The organism is Mesorhizobium sp. WSM4823 (assembly GCF_055811195.1).
The window spans coordinates 607259-624637 of record NZ_JBVVQL010000003.1; the positions used below are offsets into that span (position 1 = coordinate 607259).

Annotated in this window: 18 protein-coding genes; 9 read left to right on the top strand and 9 right to left on the bottom strand. The window is 63.5% G+C overall.

What is annotated here, in order from left to right:
* Positions 1-7: 7 nt before the first annotated feature.
* The 3 genes from AC0L26_RS11685 to hemC all read right to left on the bottom strand — a co-directional run bounded on the left by AC0L26_RS11685 (position 8) and on the right by hemC (position 3235).
* Positions 8-1483, bottom strand: a complete 1476-nt coding sequence (locus AC0L26_RS11685; protein ID WP_473632644.1) for a COG4223 family protein — start codon at positions 1481-1483, stop codon at positions 8-10.
* Positions 1484-1574: 91 nt separating this feature from the next.
* A complete protein-coding gene (locus AC0L26_RS11690; RefSeq protein WP_473632645.1) occupies positions 1575-2291 on the bottom strand; it encodes a uroporphyrinogen-III synthase in 717 nt (238 codons plus the stop codon).
* A 17-nt stretch (positions 2292-2308) separates the two neighbouring features.
* Positions 2309-3235, bottom strand: a complete 927-nt coding sequence (hemC, locus tag AC0L26_RS11695; RefSeq protein ID WP_473632646.1) for a hydroxymethylbilane synthase — start codon at positions 3233-3235, stop codon at positions 2309-2311.
* 103 nt (positions 3236-3338) lie between these two features.
* On the opposite strand from hemC, the gene tsaD reads away from it, so the two are divergent.
* The 6 genes from tsaD to AC0L26_RS11725 all read left to right on the top strand — a co-directional run bounded on the left by tsaD (position 3339) and on the right by AC0L26_RS11725 (position 7395).
* Entirely contained in the window at positions 3339-4421 is a 1083-nt protein-coding gene (gene tsaD / locus AC0L26_RS11700; RefSeq protein WP_473632721.1) for a tRNA (adenosine(37)-N6)-threonylcarbamoyltransferase complex transferase subunit TsaD, read from the top strand.
* Positions 4418-5428 (top strand): NAD(P)H-dependent glycerol-3-phosphate dehydrogenase, encoded by a 1011-nt coding sequence (locus AC0L26_RS11705; protein ID WP_473632647.1) that lies wholly within the window; start codon positions 4418-4420, stop codon positions 5426-5428. Before tsaD ends, AC0L26_RS11705 begins: the two co-directional genes overlap by 4 nt.
* A 25-nt stretch (positions 5429-5453) precedes the next feature.
* Positions 5454-5750 carry a YciI-like protein gene (locus AC0L26_RS11710; RefSeq protein ID WP_473632648.1) on the top strand — a complete coding sequence of 99 codons (297 nt, stop codon included), beginning with the start codon at positions 5454-5456 and terminating at the stop codon, positions 5748-5750.
* A 16-nt stretch (positions 5751-5766) separates the two neighbouring features.
* Positions 5767-6192, top strand: a complete 426-nt coding sequence (locus AC0L26_RS11715; RefSeq protein WP_095484931.1) for an EVE domain-containing protein — start codon at positions 5767-5769, stop codon at positions 6190-6192.
* Entirely contained in the window at positions 6147-6845 is a 699-nt protein-coding gene (locus AC0L26_RS11720; protein ID WP_473632649.1) for a class I SAM-dependent methyltransferase, read from the top strand. The genes AC0L26_RS11715 and AC0L26_RS11720 overlap by 46 nt, the downstream gene beginning before the upstream one ends.
* Before the next feature lie 127 nt (positions 6846-6972).
* Positions 6973-7395 carry a DUF1761 domain-containing protein gene (locus AC0L26_RS11725; protein ID WP_473632650.1) on the top strand — a complete coding sequence of 141 codons (423 nt, stop codon included), beginning with the start codon at positions 6973-6975 and terminating at the stop codon, positions 7393-7395.
* A gap of 129 nt (positions 7396-7524) precedes the next feature.
* Here the strand turns inward: AC0L26_RS11725 and gcvA are convergent, their stop codons facing one another.
* On the bottom strand, positions 7525-8475 hold the full coding sequence (gene gcvA / locus AC0L26_RS11730; protein ID WP_473632651.1) for a transcriptional regulator GcvA: 951 nt from the start codon (positions 8473-8475) through the stop codon (positions 7525-7527).
* 164 nt (positions 8476-8639) lie between these two features.
* On the opposite strand from gcvA, the gene AC0L26_RS11735 reads away from it, so the two are divergent.
* Positions 8640-8894 carry a hypothetical protein gene (locus tag AC0L26_RS11735; RefSeq protein ID WP_473632652.1) on the top strand — a complete coding sequence of 85 codons (255 nt, stop codon included), beginning with the start codon at positions 8640-8642 and terminating at the stop codon, positions 8892-8894.
* 75 nt (positions 8895-8969) lie between these two features.
* Here AC0L26_RS11735 and AC0L26_RS11740 read toward each other — a convergent pair whose 3' ends face one another.
* Positions 8970-9566, bottom strand: a complete 597-nt coding sequence (locus AC0L26_RS11740) for a L,D-transpeptidase family protein (protein ID WP_473632653.1) — start codon at positions 9564-9566, stop codon at positions 8970-8972.
* 84 nt (positions 9567-9650) lie between these two features.
* Here AC0L26_RS11740 and AC0L26_RS11745 point away from each other — a divergent pair, with 84 nt between their 5' ends.
* Positions 9651-10334, top strand: coding sequence for a response regulator transcription factor (locus AC0L26_RS11745; RefSeq protein ID WP_352928689.1), 684 nt, complete (start codon positions 9651-9653; stop codon positions 10332-10334).
* Positions 10335-10564: 230 nt separating this feature from the next.
* Positions 10565-11020, top strand: coding sequence for a cyclic nucleotide-binding domain-containing protein (locus tag AC0L26_RS11750; protein ID WP_473632654.1), 456 nt, complete (start codon positions 10565-10567; stop codon positions 11018-11020).
* 75 nt (positions 11021-11095) lie between these two features.
* Here AC0L26_RS11750 and AC0L26_RS11755 read toward each other — a convergent pair whose 3' ends face one another.
* The 4 genes from AC0L26_RS11755 to AC0L26_RS11770 all read right to left on the bottom strand — a co-directional run bounded on the left by AC0L26_RS11755 (position 11096) and on the right by AC0L26_RS11770 (position 17352).
* The gene (locus AC0L26_RS11755) at positions 11096-11902 is read right to left on the bottom strand and encodes an exodeoxyribonuclease III (protein WP_473632655.1); all 807 of its coding nucleotides are present in this window, start codon (positions 11900-11902) and stop codon (positions 11096-11098) included.
* Positions 11903-12155: 253 nt separating this feature from the next.
* Positions 12156-12839 (bottom strand): outer-membrane lipoprotein carrier protein LolA, encoded by a 684-nt coding sequence (locus tag AC0L26_RS11760; RefSeq protein WP_473632656.1) that lies wholly within the window; start codon positions 12837-12839, stop codon positions 12156-12158.
* Between the two features lie 169 nt (positions 12840-13008).
* Entirely contained in the window at positions 13009-15663 is a 2655-nt protein-coding gene (locus tag AC0L26_RS11765) for an FtsK/SpoIIIE family DNA translocase (protein WP_473632657.1), read from the bottom strand.
* 258 nt (positions 15664-15921) lie between these two features.
* Positions 15922-17352 (bottom strand): ammonium transporter, encoded by a 1431-nt coding sequence (locus tag AC0L26_RS11770; RefSeq protein ID WP_352928699.1) that lies wholly within the window; start codon positions 17350-17352, stop codon positions 15922-15924.
* Positions 17353-17379 lie beyond the last annotated feature (27 nt).

Consider the following 17379-nt stretch of genomic DNA (forward strand, 5'->3'; position numbering starts at 1 on the left):
GTTTTCCTCACGCCTTCATCGCACGTGATATCAGCGCGTCGACCTGCGTCTCGACCTCGATCCGCGCCTTCAGTTTGCCGGCAAAGTCGGCGCCGGCGGCCTTCACCGCTTCGGGCAGTGTATCGTATTCGCTGAGCGCCTTGACGTAGTCGCCCTGGTTGACCGCCACCTCCATACGCGCGACGGTTTCCGGTGCTCCAGCGCCTTCGACGGCTCCGATCGGCCTGACCTTGACCAGTGATTCGGCGCTCGACAGCAGGTTTTGCAGGAAGCCGGCATTCTGGTCGACGGGCTCGGAGGCAGTGATCATAGCACTGGCCGCTGCGGGTACTTCGGCGGCGATCTGGGCACGGGTCGGAACGCCCTTTTCGGCGTAGGGTCGCAAGCTCCCGATCTCCGGCGCGTTCGGCGAAATCGCCGCAAGAGTTTCGAGTTCGGCAGCGAACGGCGCACCACGGTCGAGCGCTGCCTTCAGCGCCGAAGCGGCAATGGCGAGCGCGACCTTCGGCTGCCCCGCCTGTGCCTCGACCTTGCCGGAAAGCTGCGACACCGACTGTTCCAGCGCTGCAAGCCGACCGTCCTGCGCCTTTGCCGTCTCACCGGCGGATTTCACCGCCGCGTCGAGCCCGGTCAGCTTTTCATTGAGCGGACCGAGATCGACCGGCGCCGTATTGCCGGCCTGGCCAAGGGCCGCAACCGCCGTCTCGATCTGCCTGACCTTGTCGCCAAGGGCAGCAAGCCCGGCAGTGTCGCCGGCCCCGCCCTGCTCGACCGCCGATTTCAGCGCCGCGACATCCGTCTTGACCTGATCCAGCGCCGACGACAGACCGTCTACCTTGGCCGACGCGTCACTGTTGCCGGCTGTGTCCTTGAGCCCGGCAATCTCGCTTTTCAGCGAAGCGATTTCGCCATTGACGCCGTCGAGCGATCCGCCGCCCGCGCCTGGCGCGCCGAGCACGCCGGCAAACTGCAGGCCCCCGGCGGCAGCGAGCGCGATGACGCCGCCGATAATGCCGGCAGCGATGCCGTTGATGCCGCCACGCTTCGGCTGCGCTGCCAGTTCTTCATTCCTCGGCTCCTTCGGCGCTTCCGCGGTCCCGCTGGCCCTCGTCTCACTGGTTTTGGCAGATGCGTCGTCGAAACTGTAGTCGAAGGCCCGTTTCGCTGATGCGTCCGCGCCGGCCGGATAGGTCGGTTTGGGTCCTTCAGGACCTTTGACGCCGCCCTTTGCCGGCTCTTCCGGACCGGCCGGCGGGGCCGCATCGGCATGTTCCCACGGCTCGATGTCGGTCTGGTCGGCATGCATGGGTTCTTCGGGCGCGCCCGGCTGCGACGCGTTCGCCGCCTCCTCCGCCTTTGCCTCGTCGGTCCGCCCGTTGGCGGCATTCTCGTCGGCAACGCGCGAGACGGCCCCGGGCTCGAGCTCAATGGTCACAGGCTCGCGACGGCTTTTCGAATGCCGCATCTTCGGCGTCTTGACCATGCTTGGGCTCCGCAAAATTCGCTTCGGGATGGTTCAGAAAGGGTCTAGCACATCACCAAGCGGTGAAAAGGGGCAGCGTGATGACACGGGGTCAGCGCCACGTCCGCAAAAGCTGCAGCAGCGCCTCCTCGCTGGGCTCTGGCGCAACGCGAAGCTTTTCTGAGGCGACTGTCTCCAAGGCTGCGGCGATACGTCCGGACAGGGCGAAAAACCACGTCTCTTCAAAAAGCCCACGCAGCGCCGGCCGCCCGGTCAGGGCCTGCATCGCTGCCGCCGCCCTGGCCGAATAAAGAAGCACCGCTTCAACCGGCTGGCCTGACAAGCGCGCAAGGATTGCAGCGTCCGAATGGTCCAGGGTAACTGTGTCGTAGGTCTCGATGGCGCGGATCTGGACACCAGCGGCTTTCAGCCGCGCCTCGAACGCCGGGAACCGCACGCGTCCGCACGGATAGACGACCGTCCTTGCCGCGAAGCCGCCGGCAAGCGTGTCGGCCAACCCGTCCGCGTCACCCGGGCCTTCGCTGACGGACAGGAATCCCGCAGCGTGGGCCGCTTCCGCTGTCCTTTTGCCGACGGCATAGCAGGGCAAGGCGGCGAGCGCTGCGATGATTTCCTTCGGCGCATGGCGCACGGCATTGGCGCTGGTGACCGCAACCGCAACGGCATTGGTTGTGACCCGGTCCGCATCGACCGGCAGAGCCACCGTTTCGGTCAATGGCAGCAGGATCGGCTGAAAACCCTGGTTCTCAAGCTGCTGCGCCGTGCGCGAGGCGCCCGGTTCCGGCCTCGTCACCAGGACGCGAACCATATCAGGCCCATCCGTCATCAGGCCCAGCCGTCGAAGAATTTTTCGCCGGCCTTGGCCCGTACGGTCCTGGCGGCTTCGTCGCCGATGCGGGCAGCCTCCTGCGCCGGGCCTTGCGCCTTGACCTCGTGGGATTGCGTGCCGTCCGGAGAGATGATCAGCCCGGCGAAGGAAACCGTTCCGCCCGATATCGTCGCATGGCCGGCGATCGGCGTGCGGCAGGACCCGTCGAGCGCCGCAAGGAAGGCGCGTTCGCAGGCCAGCGCCTGTCCGGTCGGCACATCATGGATTGCCGTCAGCATCTTTTCCACATCGAGGTCGCCGATGCGGCTTTCGATGCAGATCGCGCCTTGCCCCGGCGCCGGAGGAAAGGTGTCGAGCGGCATCAGATCGGTGATGACATCTTCGAGCCCGAGCCGCTTCAGCCCGGCAAAGGCGAGGATGGTGCCGTCGGCGACGCCCTCGTCAAGCTTGCGCAGCCGCGTCTGCACATTGCCGCGGAACATCACCACGTCAAGGTCCGGCCGCATGCGCCGGATCAATGCCTGGCGCCGCAGCGACGACGAGCCGACCTTCGCGCCCTGCGGCAGTCCGGCGATTGTCTTCGCCGCTTTGCCAATAAAGGCGTCGCGGGCATCCTCGCGCGGCAGAAAGGCGGACAGTTCCAGCCCGTCGGGCAAGACCGTCGGCATGTCCTTCGACGAATGCACGGCGATGTCGATACGGCGCGCCAGCAGCGCTTCCTCGATTTCCTTGGTGAACAGCCCCTTGCCGCCGGCTTCCGACAGCGGCCGGTCCTGGATCCGGTCGCCGCTGGTCGAGATGACGACCACCTCGAAGGCCTCGACCGGCAAGCTGTGCGCGGCCATCAGCCGCGCCTGCGTTTCGTGCGCTTGGGCCAACGCCAGCGGGCTGCCGCGTGTTCCGATTTTCAAGGTTGTTTGCATGGCGCGCTGTCCGTGATAACCCCCGGCAGATCGAGGCCGTTTCCGGGCTTTCTCCTAACGGGGAAAGGCTGGTTGCACAATCTCCAGGGATGGCAACGAATTGATCCGCGTTCTGGGCATTGAGACGAGTTGCGACGAGACCGCCGCCAGCGTGGTGACGCTGGATGGCGGCGCGCCCAAAATCCTGTCCGATATCGTGCTCAGCCAGATCGAGGAGCATGCCGCCTTCGGCGGTGTCGTGCCGGAAATCGCCGCACGCGCCCATGTCGAGGCGCTGGACGGCATCATCGAAGCAGCGCTGGCCGATTCGGGCGTCGATCTCGCCGACATCGATGCGATTGCCGCGACAGCCGGGCCCGGCCTCGTCGGCGGGCTGATCGTCGGGCTTATGACCGCCAAGGCGATCGCCGCAGCAGCAAACAAGCCGCTGATCGCCATCAATCACCTCGAAGGCCATGCGCTGACCGCGCGGCTGACCGACGGGCTCGACTTTCCCTACCTGTTACTGCTGGTGTCCGGTGGCCACACGCAGATCGTCGCCGTGCGTGGCGTTGGCGACTACCAGCGCTGGGCGACGACCATCGACGATGCGCTCGGCGAAGCTTTCGACAAAACCGCCAAAATGCTCGGACTGCCCTATCCCGGCGGGCCGAATGTCGAGAAAGCCGCGGCATCAGGCGACGCCGCACGCTTCCCCTTCCCGCGGCCGATGAAGGGCTCGGCGCAGCCCGACTTTTCCTTTTCGGGGCTGAAGACCGCCGTGCGCCAGGCAGCAACGGCCATCGCCCCGTTGAGTGACCAGGACGTCGCCGACATCTGCGCCTCGTTCCAGGCGGCGGTTGCGGATGCGCTGGAAGATCGCGTTTCGAGAGCGCTGGCGCGTTTTCGCGAAACTTTTCCCGATAAGCAAAATCCTGCGCTGGTTGTTGCCGGCGGCGTCGCTGCCAACCGGACGATCAAGACGACACTGGAAGCCTTGTGCGAGAAAGCCGGCTTTGCTTTCGTCGCGCCGCCGCTCAAACTTTGCACCGACAATGCGGCGATGATCGCCTGGGCCGGCATCGAGCGGCTGCGGGCCGGCACATCAGGTGAGAACGCTGCCGATTTCGTGCCGCGCTCGCGCTGGCCGCTGGACAGCATCTCTGCCCCGATGGTCGGCTCGGGCCGGCGTGGGGCGAAGGCATGACTAACGGCGGGCACAAGGCGCCAAGCGGCTGGCGCATTGCCGTGCTCGGCGGGGGTGCCTGGGGCACGGCACTGGCGCTGGCCATGTTGCGAGCCGGTCATTTCGTCCGCCTCTATGCGCGCGACCCGGAGACCGTCGCCGCGATCGACCGTGGCGAGAATTCGCGCTATCTGCCTGGTATCGCGCTCCAGGCCGGCATCGTGGCGACGAGCGACATCGAGGCCGCGCTCGACGGCGCCGACTGCGTGCTGGCGGTGGCGCCGGCGCAGTCGCTGCGCGCTATGCTGGCGACCGCGAACACCCATATGCCGAAAGACGTCCCGCTGGTCCTCTGCGCCAAGGGCATCGAGCGCGACACTGGCGCATTGCTGTCGGCAATCGCCAGGGAGATCCTGCCCAACAATCCGGTCGCCGCCCTGTCCGGTCCGAGCTTCGCCACCGATGTCGCCAGGGGCCTGCCAACCGCCGTAGTCGTCGCCGCGCACGACGCGGATCTGGCCGCCGACCTTGCCGCCCGCTTTTCGGCCGAGAATTTGCGCTGCTATTCGAGCGACGACCTGATCGGCGTCGAGATCGGCGGGGCGCTGAAGAACGTCTTTGCCATTGCCGCAGGTGCCGTCACCGGCGCCGGGCTCGGCGCCAGCGCCCAGGCCGCCATGGTGACGCGCGGCTTCGTCGAATTGCGCCGCATTGGCGCTGCCTTCGGCGCCAAACCGGAAACGCTGATGGGGCTTTCCGGTCTCGGCGACCTCTTGCTCACCTGCTCGTCCACGCAGTCGCGCAACTTCGCCTACGGGATGGCCTTGGGCCAAAGCAAGCCGCTTGCCGGCCTGCCGCTGGCCGAAGGCGTGCCGACGGCGGCGATCGCCGCCCGTATCGCCATCGAGCGCGGCATCGACACGCCGATCATCACCGCTGTATCAGCCATACTGGACGGCACGATCACCATCCATCAGGCTGTGTCGGCGCTGATGACACGACCGCTGAAGACCGAAACCGACATATAATCTCGAACGATTCGGAGCTCGAAAAATGCTGTTTGCGTGGATTTGCAAGGACAAGCCTGGAAACCTACAGGTGCGGCTCGATACGCGGCCCGAGCATATTGCCTTTTTGGAAGGATTGAACGGCGAGAACAAGCTGGCCTTCGCCGGTCCGTTCCTCGATACCGACGGCAAGCCGAACGGCAGCCTCGTCGTCGTCGAGGCGCCCGATCTGGCCGCGGCACAAGCCCTGTCGGCGGCAGACCCCTACGCCAAAGCCGGGCTGTTCGAGAGCGTCGAAATCCGGCAATGGAACTGGACCTTCAACAAGCCGGCGGCCAGCTAAACGCGCGGAGGAAAAAATGAACTACTGGCTTTTCAAATCCGAGCCTTCGGTCTTCTCCTTCGAGGCGTTGAAGGCGAAGGGCAAGGCCGGCACGCAATGGGACGGCGTGCGCAACTATGCGGCGCGCAACAACATGAAAGCGATGCAGATCGGCGATCTCGGCTTCTTCTACCATTCCAACGACGGGCTCGACGTGGTCGGCATCGCCGAGGTCTGCGGGCTGGCCCATCAGGACAGCACTACCGACGATCCGCGTTGGGAATGCGTTGATATCCGTGCCGTCAAGGATATGCCGAAGCCGGTGACGCTGGAACAGGTCAAGGCCAATCCCAAGCTTGCCGAGATGGCACTGGTCCGGCTCGGACGGCTTTCCGTGCAGCCGGTGACGCCGGCCGAATGGAAAGAGGTCTGCCGCATGGGCGACCTGACGCCGGCTCCGTGACGGCACTGACGCCAAACAGTGCGAAAAACTTCATCCTCGACAACACGGCGCTGATGGCGCCGCCGCATGTGCCGGAGATCCTGCTGCATCTGGCCGACGAAGCGCATGATCTGTGGCAGCGCACTGAGGATGAGCTGACCGAAATCGGCCTGCCACCGCCCTTCTGGGCCTTCGCCTGGGCTGGCGGCCAGGGCCTTGCCCGCTACATCATCGACAATCCCGATATAGTGCGCGGCAAGCGCGTGCTCGATTTCGCTTCCGGCTCCGGCCTTGTCGCCATCGCTGGCATGCAGGCCGGTGCGGCGGAGGCGATCGCCGCCGACATCGACCCGTTCTGCGCGACCGCGATCCGCCTCAATGCCGAGGCCAACGGCGTCGGGATAAAATTCCTCGGCACGGACTGTATCGGGACCGATGGCGGCTGGGATGTGGTTCTGGCCGGCGACGTCTTTTACGACAAGCCGTTCGCCGACCGTCTGGTCCCGTGGTTCGCGATGCTGAAAGCGCGCGGCGCCGACATCCTCCTTGGCGATCCCGGCCGCGCCTATTTGCCGAAGACGGGGTTGGAGCCGCTCGCCGTCTACGAGGTGGCAGTGACGCGGGCATTGGAGGACGCCGAGGTCAAGCGCACCACCGTCTGGCGCCTTGCTTGACGCCAGCGCCGAACAGGCGTTCCATCGCGCATCGATTTGAGAATGTCGTCGTCCCAAAACCGCCGGACACCTCGGGTCAGGCCCGAGGGCAGGCTTTTGGGGGGCATGCTTCCGGGAGGGGGAAATCATGGATTTTTCAGCAGTAAACTGGCTGGCGGTTATCGTCGCCGCCGTGGTGGCGTGGTTGTTCGGTGCCGCCTGGTACATGGGCTTGAGCAAGCCCTGGCTCAAAGCCGCCAAGCTTGATCCGGCGACCATGAGTAAATCGCCGCTGCCCTTCGTTATCAGCTTCGCCGCGGAAATTGTCATGGCGTTCGTCATGTCCCTGGTCATCGGCGCGATGACCGGCGGCGAGCCGAGCCTTGTCGCCGGGCTGATCTTCGGCTTCGTGCTGTGGCTTGGTTTCGTTGCCACGACGCTCTCCGTCAACCATCGCTACGAAGGCTTCGGCTGGGATTTGACCCTCATCGACGCCGGCCACTGGTTGGGCGTGCTGCTGCTCATCGGCGCGGTGATCGGCTGGTTCGGCGTGCCGGAAGTCGCTGGTTGAGCGTTGCCGCTCAGAAAATGGGGCGACACTAGACCATCATCCCGAAAAGTGGATACCGGTTTTCGGAAAAGATCACGGTCAAACAATAAGTTAGAGCCCCATCCCGATTCTATCGGGATGGAACAGGCTCTAAAGCTCGTCCCAACTTTGGCGTGTCGGATCTGGCTGCGGCTTGTGGACTTCGTTTAGGAGCCAATCCCTGAACGCTACGATCCTGGCGTCATCAGCAGAGCCCCGCGGATAGACCAGGTGATAGGCGAAGTCGGGCGCAACCTTGATGCCCAGCGCGAATGGCCGCACCAGGCGGCCTTCGGAAAGATCGTTCGCCACCATGGCGAATTCGGCGAGCGCCACTGCATTGCCGTCGAGCGCGGCCTGCACCGCATCCGATGAGCTGCCGAAGACAATGGTCCGGCTATCATCGAAATCGTCGACACCCGCGGCCGCCATCCACATGCGCCAGTTCGGCCAGGTCACACCCTGGCGCGACCACGCGATATGCGCGAGCGTGTGATGGAAGAGATCGCGCGGCTCCTTCAGCGGCGGTCCCGCCCTGAGCAGCGCCGGACTGCACACGGGAATGATCATGTTGTCGAACAGGCGATGGCTGCAAAGCCCCTGATATTTCCCGGTGCCGAAGCGGATACCGACATCGACGTCGTCAAGATCGAAGTCGCGCACTTCATAGGAGATGTCGAAGCGCAGGTCGATCTCAGGCTGATGCTTGCGAAAATCGTCGATGCGCCGCATCAGCCATTTTGTCGCGAACTGCGCGTCGAGCGTAATCTTCAGCAAAGCCGTGCCGCGCGTCATCTTGTGCGCTCGCGAAACCGCCCGGCCAAGCAGGTCGAGCGCGTCGGCCGAGGCCTCGAACAGCACCGTACCCGCCTCGGTCAGCCTTATGGTGCGGCTCGTACGCGTGAACAGCACGAGGCCTAGCTGATCCTCGATTTCCTTGATCTGGTGGCTGACCGCCGCCGGCGTCAAGCCGAGCTCGTCGGCGGCGCGGGTGAAATTGAGGTGCCGGGCCGCCGCCTCCAGCGTCCTCAGCGCACGGGTTCCAGGCAGCAGGCGCGCCATCACAGTGGAATGATTTTTGGCAGGATCATTGCCCTTGATCCACAAATTTAACTTGATGATCTGGAAAAAACTACTCGTTTCCCTGTTAGATTTCAATCCGGCATGATGTGACCATCGAGAAACTATCAAACCGGATTTGATGTCCGGATGGAACGGATCACGTCATGTCACACATTGCTTTGAAGTCTCCGGCTGCCAGACCAATCTGGCTGCGCGCGGCAATTGAGTGGTTCCACCACGCGAGAATCGCGATCAACCTCCCGCATGAGCCCAGCCTCCCGCGTGAAAATGTCGAGGACCTCTCGGACCGCCAACTGCGCGACATCGGCGCGGAGCGGAAGAATGTCGCCCGCGCCATGGACCAGGAACTAGGCCGGCTCGGCCTGCTCGACATCGGCTGGCAGAAGCCGAGGCACTAGAAAGGCAGTAGGCCGTAGGGAATAGGCAGTGGGAAAGAGAGAATACTGCTTTTCCCTACTGCCTACTGCCTTTCCCTACCTCACTACCTTCACCACCGTACGGTCCGACAGCAGCGGCAGCAATCGCGCCATGGTGCGCGCCGTCACCGCGACGCAGCCTTGCGTCGGCGTGAAGCCGGGACGCGCCAGATGAAAGAAGATGGCGCTGCCGCGCCCGCGGCGACGCGGCGCAATGTTCCAGTCGAGCACCAGGCAGGCGTCATACAGCCGGTCGTCGCGCCGCATCCGCTCGTGGCTGGCGCCGTAGGGAATCTTGACCGGGCGGTTGTAGTTGCGGTCATCAGGCACCTCGCACCAGCCGAGATCGGGACCGATCGGCGCCATCGCCAGCCGGGTTTTGCGGCCCTCGGAAAAATGATCGTTACGGAAATATCCCAACAGGATCCGCATCGAACCAAGCGGCGTGGCGCCGTCGCCTTCGCGCTTGCCGGCAGATATGCCGCCGCGTCCCAGCGCACATGAAAACACCAGTTTTCCAACCTGCAGAAGCCCCTGGCTGGGGTGGCCTGGCCTGGCGCGCACGGTGAGAACACGAAGCCCTTTTGGCAAAAATGCGCTCGCCTCATTGCACACGCGTTTTTTCTTGTATGATCGTGTCACGGAACAAATCATTGTGATCGGCTGTTGCGCCGGTCAGCTTCCGCATAAACAGGCAGCGGTCAACTGAATTTTCTTTTCAAAACAACGGATTGATCCATGACTTCACGCACCATTCTGATCGTCGATGACGATGACGACCTGCGCGGCACGCTCGTTGAGCAATTATCCCTTTACGAGGAATTCGACGTCCTGCAGGAATCGAACGCCGCCAAAGGCGTCGCCACGGCCCGCGGCGGACTCATCGATCTGCTCATCATGGATGTCGGCCTGCCCGATATGGATGGCCGGGAGGCGGTGAAGATATTGCGCAAGGGCGGCTATAAGTCGCCCATCATCATGCTGACTGGACACGACACCGATTCCGACACGATTCTCGGTCTCGAGGCCGGCGCCAACGACTATGTGACCAAGCCGTTCCGCTTCGCGGTTCTTTTGGCCCGTATCCGTGCGCAGCTTCGCCAGCATGAGCAGAGCGAAGACGCCACCTTCTCGGTCGGCCCCTACACTTTCAAGCCCAGCCAGAAGCTTCTGATCGACCAACGCGGCGCCAAGGTGCGGCTGACCGAGAAGGAAGCCTCGATCATCAAATATCTCTATCGCGCCGACCAGAAGGTGGTGACGCGCGACGTGCTGCTCGAGGAAGTCTGGGGCTACAATTCCGGCGTCACCACGCACACGCTGGAAACCCATGTCTATCGGCTGCGCCAGAAGATCGAGCGTGATCCTTCCAATGCAGAAATTCTTGTGACAGAAAGCGGCGGCTACAAGCTGGTTCCTTAAACATTTCATCATCTATTGAGCGGTCGGGAGAGGGGCGCTTTTCGGGTACGGTCCTGAGGCTGGAGGCGGTTCTGGATCGAACGCGCTGACACATCGGCCCAAAAATCGGAATCGATTTTTGGAAAGCACGATGCGCAGATTCAAGTGTCAGAGCGTCCTTTGCGCGTCCAAGAGGATGCGCGGCGCTCTAAGGGAGAGGGACTGGACTGATCGTTCGGGGACATAGCTAGATGGCGTTGGATGACGACATCCGCATCCTGTCCGCCGTGAGGCTCTTCGAGGACTTCACGGAGGAACAGTTGCGTCTGCTCGCCTTTGGCGCAGAAACCACCAAGCTGCAGGCCGACCACAAGCTTTACCGCGAGGACGACGAGGCCGATTGCGCCTATATCGTGGTCAGCGGACGTATCGTGCTGTATCGCGAGCACAATGGCCAGCGCGTCCCGATAGGCACGGCCAGCCCCGGTACCATGTTGAGCGAACTGGCGCTGATCGCCGATACCAACCGGCTGACCAGCGCATCCGCCGAGATCGATTCGGAAGTGCTGCGGCTCAGCCGCAAGATGTTCCGCCGCATCCTGGAGGAGTACCCCGACATCGCGGTCCATCTGCACCAGCGTATCTCCGAGGATTTTCAGGCAATGATCCGTAGCATCGAGGCGTTGGCGTCGCGTTTCGAGAGCTGAGCGGGCAAAGGTGGTACGGAAACTTCTAAAACGCCGGTGGGACAGAGGGGGACGCGCTATAGGCGGCAGTCCGCACTACTCTAAATCGAACCGGGCGATCACCGGCACATGGTCCGACGGCCGTTCCCAGCCGCGCGCCAGCCGCAGGATCTCGTAGCCGGCAAAGCTCGGCACCAGGTTCGGCGACGACCAGACATGGTCGAGCCGCCGGCCGCGATCCGACGCCTCCCAATCCTGAGCGCGATAGCTCCACCAGGTGTAGAGCTTCTGCTCATAAGGCACGTTGAGCCGCATCAGGTCGACCCAGCTGCCGGCGAGCCGCATCGCCTCGAAACTTTCGGTCTCGATCGGCGTATGGCTAACCACCTTCAAGAGCTGTTTGTGCGACCAGACATCGTGCTCCAATGGCGCGATGTTGAGGTCGCCGACCAGGATCGAGCCGGACACGTCGTCGTGCTCGGCGCGGATGGCGTTCATTTCGGCGACGAAATCCAGCTTGTGCCTAAACTTGCGGTTGATCTCCGGGGCGGGCTCATCGCCGCCGGCCGGCACGTAGAAATTGTGCAGCAGGATCGCCTTGCCACCGGCCCGCACGGTGACCGACAGATGCCGGCTGTCTTCGATCTCGCAGAAACGGCGCTTTTCGACGATCTCGATCGGCCGGCGCGCCACCGTCGCCACGCCGTGATAGCCCTTCTGGCCATGGAAGGCGATGTGCTCGTAGCCGAGATTGCGGAAGGCCTTCTCGGGAAACAATTCGTCGGGAACTTTGGTTTCCTGCAGGCAGAGCACGTCCGGTGCCTGTTCGACAAGCAGGCGTTCGACGATCGGCATGCGCAGGCGAACGGAATTGATGTTCCAGGTGGCGACGGAAAAGGGCACGCGAGAGGTCCGGGACAGCACGGGACCGCAGGAACCGGGATAGCTCCGACGGGCTGGTGCCTTTTTGGTGAGGCAGTTCCGGAAACTACTGCCAGCCATACGCCGCAAAGACAAGCCGGGCGCAATCGTTGACCCTCGCGCCGCCCTCATTGCTCTGCCGGGCATTTCTTCCCGTGAACGGGAGAAAGAAGCTGGCTGCAGCCTCGGCGCCTCGGCCATTCGCAGGCCGGCATCACCTGAATAACAGTGAACCCTACCGCGACTTGGTGTTGAGTTCCCGGTTGGCCGTATAGTCGATGGCAAAAGTGTCGGGATCGAAGTTCACGCCTTCCTTGACGTTGAAGATCATCACCGTCGTGTCCTTGCCCTGCGCGTCGGTGATCGTCCACTGGCGCAATTCATAGGATTTCGGATCGAACATCATGGTGATCTTCGAACTGCCGAACACCGATTTGTCGGCGAGCTGGATGGTGGTGAGGTCGTTCTCTTCCTTGACGCTTTTGACACGGCCGCCGGAGAGGTCGATCTTGTCGTCGAGTAGCAGCTTGAGCGGCGTCTTCGACAACGGGTAGAGATCGGACGTTTTCAGCCGCTTGTTGAGGATGACCACCGACCTGCCGTCGGAAATCACCCTGAAATTCGACGTCCCGTCATAGTTGAAGCGGATCTTGCCCGGCCGTTCCAGAAAGAACTTGCCGCCAGTCTGCTCACCCTTGGGTCCGAACTGCACGAACTCGCCGGTCATCGATTTGACCGAGGAAAAATGGTCGGCGATCTTCTGCGCGGTTGGTGGCACCGCCGCTTGCGCCGACGCCAGCAACTGGACTCCGGGCACGACATTGATGGCTGCAGCACCTGCCAGGACCAGGCCGAGGCCAAGCAACTGGCGGCGGGTCGGGGCAAAATCGCTGATCGTGGCGAAAGAAGAGTTTTTCATGCCGGTTACTCTCGTCTGGTTTATCTGTTGTCGCAGTGTTTGGCCCCCCAGTTGGGCTTAAGTTTGGCGGGCCGGACGGCGCTTGGTCGTTGCAACGCGCCAAAAGGTTCAAAGTTGCCGTCGTCAGCGTTGCAGCCCGGACAAATCCCAGCGGTTGTTGCCGCTTAGGTCAGAACTTGTCGTCCTCCGTCGGCACCAGAATCTCGCGTTTTCCGGCGTGGTTGGCCGGGCCGACAATGCCTTCCTTCTCCATCTTCTCGATGATCGAGGCGGCGCGGTTGTAGCCGATGCCGAGCCGTCGCTGGATGTAGCTGGTCGAGGCCTTGCCATCGCGCAGCACCACCGCAACAGCCTGGTCGTAGGGATCGTCGGAATCCTCGAAATTGCCGCCGCCAGCGCCGGAGCCGCCCTTGCCCGACGGCTCGTCATCGTCCTCGCCTTCATCTTCGGTGATGGCGTCGAGATATTCCGGCACGCCCTGCAGCTTCAGATGCGCGACGATCTTCTCGACCTCGTCATCGGAAACGAAGGGACCGTGCACGCGCTGGATACGGCCGCCGCCGGCCATGTAGAGCATATCGCCCATGCCGAGCAGTTGCTCGGCGCCCTGCTCGCCCAGGATGGTGCGGCTGTCGATCTTCGACGTCACCTGGAAGGAAATACGGGTCGGGAAGTTGGCCTTGATCGTGCCGGTGATGACGTCGACCGACGGCCGCTGCGTCGCCATGATGACGTGGATGCCGGCGGCGCGCGCCATCTGCGCCAGGCGCTGCACCGCGCCTTCGATATCCTTGCCGGCGACCATCATCAGGTCGGCCATCTCGTCGATGATGACGACGATGTAGGGCATCGGTTCGAGATCGAGGTTTTCCGTCTCGTAGATCGCTTCGCCGGTCTGGCGGTCGAAACCAGTCTGCACAGTGCGCGAGATCTTCTCGCCTTTCTTCTCCGCTTGGCTGACGCGCGCGTTGAACCCGTCGATGTTGCGGACGCCGACCTTCGACATCTTGCGGTAGCGATCTTCCATTTCGCGCACCGTCCATTTCAGCGCCACCACTGCCTTCTTCGGGTCGGTGACGACGGGCGTCAACAGATGCGGGATGCCATCATAGACCGAGAGTTCCAGCATTTTCGGGTCGATCATGATCAGCCGGCAGTCCTGCGGCGTCAGCCGGTAGAGCAGCGACAGGATCATGGTGTTGATGGCGACTGACTTGCCCGAGCCGGTGGTGCCGGCGACCAGGACGTGCGGCATCTTGGCGATGTCGACGATGACCGCCTCGCCATTGATGGTCTTGCCTAGCGCCAGCGCCAGCTTGGCCTTGGTGGTCTCGAAATCGCGGCTGGCCATGATCTCCCTGAGATAGACGGTCTCGCGCTTGGCGTTCGGCAGCTCGATGCCGATGGCGTTGCGGCCGGGCACCACCGCGACGCGGCAGGCGATCGCGCTCATCGAGCGGGCGATGTCGTCCGACAGGCCGATGACCCGCGACGATTTGATGCCGGGCGCCGGCTCCAGCTCATAGAGCGTGACGACCGGGCCGGGCCGGACATGGATAATCTCGCCCTTGACGCCGAAATCCTCCAGCACGCCCTCGAGCAGGCGGGCATTCTGCTCCAGCGCGTCCTTGGACAGGCTGGCGTCGCGCACGACGTTCTTCGGCTCGGACAGGAAATGCAGCGACGGCATTTCGAATGTTTCGGAGCCGATCAGCGACGTCTGCGCTTCGCGCTGGACGCGAGCCCCCGGGACAGGCCGGGGCGCCGGCGCCTCGACGCGTGTGGCCGCATCGGAGCGGAAATTCTGCACCTTCGCATTGGGCGCGGCGCGCCGCTGGCCTGCCGGCTCCGGCGCAAAATCCATGTCATCGTCATCGTCGAAGACATCGGCATCCTCGGGATCGAGCGAGGCACTGCGGTCGTTGACCAGCGCGGCGAAGAATTCCGGCTCGACGCGGGCGCGGCCATCCGGGCTCATCCGCGCTTCGGCGAACTCGGCCGATTCGACCCTCTCGGCAGCGCGGCGCCAGGCGCTGGCGCGCGATTCCATTTCGGGTTCGAAATCGTCGCGCTCCCGGCGGCGAGCGGCGCGACGGCGCAGATAGGCGCGCAGCGACAGCCACCAATGGGCGATTGCGCCAAGCGCCAGAATGCCCTCGTCGCCCTCGTCCTCGTCATTGTCGAAAAGCAGGTCGTCCTGATCCCTCGGATCAGGTGCGGCCGGTTGCTCGAGGACGGCGAAACCGTTCTTGCGTGCAATCAGCGCCGAGCCATAGGCAAACAGCCACAGTGCCGGCGCCGCCAGAAGCACGGCGAGCACGCTGGCGATAAGACCGGTCGGATAGCCGCCGACGAAGAAACCGGGAATGTTGAGCACCATGTCGCCGAACACGCCGCCGAGACCGGTCGGCAGCGGCCAGGTCTTTGGCGGTACCACGCAGCCGGCCATGGCCGCGGCAAGCACCGCGTAGCCGAACCAGGCGAGCCCGCGCTTCGGCAGCCTGTCGACGCCGCGCGCCGAAAACAGCAGGAATCCCCAGACCACCGCCGGCACCAGGGCCGCGACAGCCGCGAGGCCGAAGAACTGCATGGCTAGGTCGGAGAAGACAGCGCCTACATAGCCCATGGCGTTGGTGACGATATTGCCGGTGGCGTGGGAGAAGCTTGGGTCGGCGACGTTCCAGGTGGCGAGGCTGGCGACACCGAAGGCGACCAGCGCAAACAGGCCGGCGCCGACCAGCCGGCCGACCTGCCGCCGCGCGAATGCCCGGATGCCCTGCCCCGTATCGGCCAGCGCGAGCGGTGCTGAAGCCCCTGAACGCATGCTCTTCCCCGTCTGTCATTGCCCGGCCGGGCGCGTGCGCGCAACTCGGCGGATTCGGGCACCAGACTATCGGCGGGAAGGTTAAGGCCGCATTAACTATAAGCGGTTGGAGGAAGTATCTTGCGGCAGGTATCCGGCACAGTCATTTCCACACAAAAAGAGGCCCGGAGCGTTCCGGGCCTCAATGCGTGAGCCTTTTCTCGGGGGTCACGACGGGATGGGAGGATGCAGGGGCGGCCTTGGCCGCCCCGACAAAGCTTACGGGTGATAGGCCGCTTCGCCATGCGAGGTGAGGTCGAGCCCCTCACGCTCTGCATCGGCAGTCGGACGCAGGCCTACGATCATATCGACGATCTTGTAGAGGATGGCGCTGCCGATACCCGACCACAGGACGGTCACCAGGACACCCTTGAACTGCGACCACAACTGGGTGGCCGTGCCGGCATAGCCGGCGGCGAAGTCGGCTGTCGAATAGTCGACGATGCCAGCGCCGCCGAGAGCGGGATTGACCAGGATGCCGGTGCCGAGCGCGCCGATGATGCCGCCGATGCAGTGGATGCCAAAGACATCGAGGCTGTCGTCGTAGCCGAACTTGTTCTTCACCACCGAGACGAAGAAGTAGCAGACGCAGGTGGCGACGATGCCGAGCACGATGGCGCCCATCGGTCCGGCAAAGCCGGCGGCTGGCGTCACGGCGACAAGGCCGGTAACAGCGCCCGAAACCGCGCCGAGCATGGACGCTTTGCCGCGCAGCAGCGTTTCAAGCACGATCCAGGTCACGGCCGCCGCCGCTGTGGCGACGAAGGTGTTGACCATCGCCAGCACCGCATAGGCGTTGGCTTCGAGGTTCGAACCAGCGTTGAAGCCGAACCAGCCGACCCACAGCAGCGAAGCGCCGACCATTGTCAGCGTCATCGAGTGCGGCGCCATGATGTCCTTGTTGTAGCCGATGCGCTTGCCGACCATCAGCGCGCCGACGAGGCCCGCGATGCCCGCATTGATGTGGACGACGGTGCCGCCGGCGAAGTCGATGGCACCGAAGCTGAAGATGAGCCCTGACGGATCGCTATAAGCGCTCGGGCCACCCCAGAACCAGACCATATGCGCGATCGGGAAGTAGACGAATGTGACCCAGAGGATGGTGAAAAGGATCACGGCGGAGAACTTGATGCGTTCGGCGAAAGCGCCGACGATCAGGGCAGGCGTGATGCAGGCGAAACTCATCTGGAAGATGACGAACACCAGTTCGGGGATGGCGACGCCCTTGGTGAAGGTCTCTGACACAGTCGTCACGTCGACGCCGGCGAGAAACATCTTGGAAAGGCCGCCGATGAACGCATTGCCGGGGGTGAAGGCAAGGCTGTAGCCGTAGAAAACCCAGACGATCATGACCACGCTGGTGATGGTGAAGACCTGCATCAGCACCGACAGCATATTCTTGGCACGAACCAGGCCGCCGTAGAAAAGGGCAAGGCCGGGAATGGTCATCAACAGCACCAGTATGGTGGAGATCATCATCCACGTCGTATCGCCCTTGTCGACGGTAAAGGCCGGCGCCGCTGGCGCTGCCGCTTCGGCGGCCGGCGCAGCTTCCTGTGCGAAAGCGGCAATCGTGCCCAAGGCTCCGAGCGTGAACGCGCCCAGCAGCGCGGTGCGCGCCACGGACTTCAAAGTAGAAGGAATATTCATTGAACTCTCCATTGGAATACGTGTCCG

Excerpts from the sequence above, each read along its gene's own strand:
- AC0L26_RS11735 (WP_473632652.1), top strand. The coding sequence starts at position 8,640 with ATGTCACACATTGCTTTGAAGTCTCCGGCTGCCAGACCAATCTGGCTG.
- gcvA (WP_473632651.1), bottom strand. The coding sequence starts at position 8,475 with ATGGCGCGCCTGCTGCCTGGAACCCGTGCGCTGAGGACGCTGGAGGCG.
- AC0L26_RS11720 (WP_473632649.1), top strand. The coding sequence starts at position 6,147 with ATGGAAAGAGGTCTGCCGCATGGGCGACCTGACGCCGGCTCCGTGACG.
- AC0L26_RS11770 (WP_352928699.1), bottom strand. The coding sequence starts at position 17,352 with ATGAATATTCCTTCTACTTTGAAGTCCGTGGCGCGCACCGCGCTGCTG.
- AC0L26_RS11750 (WP_473632654.1), top strand. The coding sequence starts at position 10,565 with ATGGCGTTGGATGACGACATCCGCATCCTGTCCGCCGTGAGGCTCTTC.
- AC0L26_RS11715 (WP_095484931.1), top strand. The coding sequence starts at position 5,767 with ATGAACTACTGGCTTTTCAAATCCGAGCCTTCGGTCTTCTCCTTCGAG.
- AC0L26_RS11745 (WP_352928689.1), top strand. The coding sequence starts at position 9,651 with ATGACTTCACGCACCATTCTGATCGTCGATGACGATGACGACCTGCGC.
- hemC (WP_473632646.1), bottom strand. The coding sequence starts at position 3,235 with ATGCAAACAACCTTGAAAATCGGAACACGCGGCAGCCCGCTGGCGTTG.
- AC0L26_RS11740 (WP_473632653.1), bottom strand. The coding sequence starts at position 9,566 with ATGATTTGTTCCGTGACACGATCATACAAGAAAAAACGCGTGTGCAAT.
- AC0L26_RS11710 (WP_473632648.1), top strand. The coding sequence starts at position 5,454 with ATGCTGTTTGCGTGGATTTGCAAGGACAAGCCTGGAAACCTACAGGTG.
- AC0L26_RS11705 (WP_473632647.1), top strand. The coding sequence starts at position 4,418 with ATGACTAACGGCGGGCACAAGGCGCCAAGCGGCTGGCGCATTGCCGTG.
- AC0L26_RS11690 (WP_473632645.1), bottom strand. The coding sequence starts at position 2,291 with ATGGTTCGCGTCCTGGTGACGAGGCCGGAACCGGGCGCCTCGCGCACG.
- AC0L26_RS11760 (WP_473632656.1), bottom strand. The coding sequence starts at position 12,839 with ATGAAAAACTCTTCTTTCGCCACGATCAGCGATTTTGCCCCGACCCGC.
- AC0L26_RS11765 (WP_473632657.1), bottom strand. The coding sequence starts at position 15,663 with ATGCGTTCAGGGGCTTCAGCACCGCTCGCGCTGGCCGATACGGGGCAG.
- AC0L26_RS11725 (WP_473632650.1), top strand. The coding sequence starts at position 6,973 with ATGGATTTTTCAGCAGTAAACTGGCTGGCGGTTATCGTCGCCGCCGTG.
- AC0L26_RS11685 (WP_473632644.1), bottom strand. The coding sequence starts at position 1,483 with ATGGTCAAGACGCCGAAGATGCGGCATTCGAAAAGCCGTCGCGAGCCT.